This window comes from Occallatibacter sp., assembly GCF_049802275.1.
In the GTDB taxonomy this organism is placed as follows: Bacteria; Acidobacteriota; Terriglobia; order Terriglobales; family Acidobacteriaceae; genus Telmatobacter.
In genome coordinates this window covers 1-2,650 of record NZ_JBARMD010000084.1, presented here as the reverse complement: position 1 = coordinate 2,650, position 2,650 = coordinate 1, and the positions used below count along the sequence as shown (strand labels likewise).

General features: G+C 58.0%; 2 protein-coding genes. Both read right to left on the bottom strand.

The features are described 5' to 3' along the window. Nucleotides 1–1,904: ABC transporter permease (locus WA354_RS02845; protein WP_472811497.1), on the bottom strand; the 1,904-nt coding region annotated here is incomplete at its 3' end. Nucleotides 1,905–2,078: 174 nt separating this feature from the next. Further along, a partial coding sequence (locus WA354_RS02840) for a methyltransferase (protein ID WP_472811496.1) occupies nt 2,079–2,650 on the bottom strand: 572 nt, incomplete at its 5' end.

The following is a 2,650-nucleotide window of genomic DNA, read 5'->3' as shown; positions in this document are numbered from 1 at the left end:
ATATAGACGGGCCAATACACGGTTGTCGGCGCCTTCTGGCTGACTCCGTCGTAATAGACATTCTTTGCGACGCCGATGATCTCGCGCCAGTCGTCGGTGTTTCCGACACGAATGCGCTTGCCCAGCGCATTGGCGGGTTCGCCCCAGTATTCGCGGGCCAGGTTTTCCGACACGAGGGCAACCGGCCGTTTCTGGTAGGTCTCAGCCCACGTCAGATCTCTCCCCGCGATCAGCGGAGTGCCCATCGTAGAGAAGAATCCGGGAGAAATGTTGACGAAGCGCCGAATTGGCGGTATCTCGTTATCGCGGTATGTGCGGTCTTGCGCGAAGAGCACATCGTTCGAACTGTTTCCGTCCATTGGGATGTGCGAGGAAAAAGCCACGGAGGAAACGTTGGGAATCGCAGCGAGTTTATCGGCAATCGCCTGCTCGATATGAACGACATTTTCGTTCTGTTTCTCAGGCACCGTCGATTCTGGAATGTAGATGCGGAACTTCTGCAAGGTTCCCGGATCGGCGAATCCAGGAGAGACGTTTGCCAGCGCCTGAAACGTACGGATCATCAGTCCGGAGCAAATCAGCAGGACCAGTGCGAGCGCAACCTGCACGACGACCAGCGCCTTGCGCGCCCGATGCCGTTCGCGGCTCTGGCTCAGGGCACGGCCGCCTTCGCGCAGACCGGTATTGATCTGCACCCCGGAGTACTTGATCACGGGAATCATGCCAATTACGAGGCTGACGAACAATGCAGTCCCGGCAGCGAAAAGCAGCACGGGAAAATTGATGCCGATGTCGTGCAGTCGCGGCAGACCGGTAGGAGCGGATGCTACCAGAACGCGCAGCGCCGCAAAGGCCAGTGCCAATCCGATGATGCCGCCGGTAGCCCCGAGAACGGCGCTTTCGATCAGGAGCCCCATGGTGATGTTGGAACGCCCCGCGCCAAGAGCAGAGCGGATCGCCAATTCCTGACGGCGCCCTTCAACCCGCACCAGCAGCAGATTGGCGACGTTGGCGCATGCAACCAGCAGCACCACCACAATCGATCCCATCAGAACCCAAAGCACATTTCCTACGTCGCCCACGACATCCTTTTTGAGAGTGTGGAGATTGGCGCTGATCTTGACCTTTTCAAAGATGGCTGTGCTGAATCCGTCGGGCGCCGGGAAACTGTGAACCGCAATCGGCAGCAGGCGATTCATATCCGTGTTGGCCTGCGTCAATGTCACGCCGGGTTTGAGGCGGGCTAGCCCGCGAAAGCTGAAGTTGCCGAGCTTCACTTTGCTGCGGTCCAACTGCATGGGCAAAAACAGTGCGGCGTTGTAATTGTCGAGGAACTGGAAATTTCGTGGCAGCACGCCAATGATCTCGCGGGAAGTGCCATCAACATTGAGTGTCCGGCCCACGACGGAATTGCTACCGCCGAATTTCTTTTGCCAGTAGTTATAAGAAAGAATGATGGTCTTGGGCGCGCTTGCCGAGTCATCACGGCGCGTGAAAAGCCGTCCCAGAACCGGTTTCACGCCCAGCAGCGGCAGAGTTCCATCCGTCACATCCATTCCGGTCACATGCTCTGGTTCTCCCGCGCCGGTGACAGACAAGGAGTCTCCGTCGTACATGCCGACATCGTCAAGCGTTGTGCTCTGTTCCCGATCAATGAAGTAAAGGAAGGGCGCCATGTTGAGGTCGCCTTGAAAGCCGATCTCCGGGGCCGAGTGCCAGATGCCGACCAGCCGATCTGCCTGAGGATACGCCAGGGGCTTTAAAAGCACGCCCTCAACCACGCTGAAGACAACCGTGTTGGCGCCGATGCCGACGGCCAGTGTAATCAGCGTGATGGTGGTGAAAAGGGGCGCGCGCACGAGCCGCCGGAAAACCTGCTTGAGCTGATCGGTGAAGAATGCCATATGCGGCTCCTTATGCTCTGGAGGGTATTTGAGTTTTCAGCGCGCAGCCGCTCGCGGTTGGCGGCCGTAACCGGGAATACGCGATGTGCATAGGAAAAGTTCGCCAGCGCGGCACAAAACTGTGACGAAATGACTTTCCGGCGGGGCGAATGAAACTATCCCGCCGGGAGAGAGTTACTTGATGCCGACGACCATGGAATCTGGCCCGACGAGGTGTTCGACGCGAGTTTCGCGGAATCCGGCTTCTTTCATCCAGCCCGCGCAGTCGGCTCCGGTGTAGTCAAAGCCACCGGGGGTTTCGATCAGCATATTCAGGCTCGCCAGCAGGCCGAAGGCATTCTTGGAACGGTCGTCGTCGATAAGGGCTTCGTAGACGATGTAAGCGCCGCCGGGTGGCAGTGCTTCGTATGCCTTGCGGATCAGCATCTTCTTCTCTTCGAGGTTCCAGTCGTGCAGGATGTGCCCCATCATGATGACGTCAACGTTTGGCAGAGGATCGGTAAAGAAGCTTCCGGCCTTGAACTTCACGCGCGAAGAGAGGCCGTTCTGTTCGACATATTCTTCGAAGATGGGCGCGACTTCAGGCAGATCGAATCCAGTGCACGCGAGATGGGGATTCTTGAGCGCAACCTGCACGATGAGATCGCCCTGCGCCGTGCCGCAATCTGCCACCGTTTTGTAATTCGCCCAGGGAAACTTCGCAGCGATGGTCATATTGGCGCCTCGGCTTATGCCGGTCATGGCGC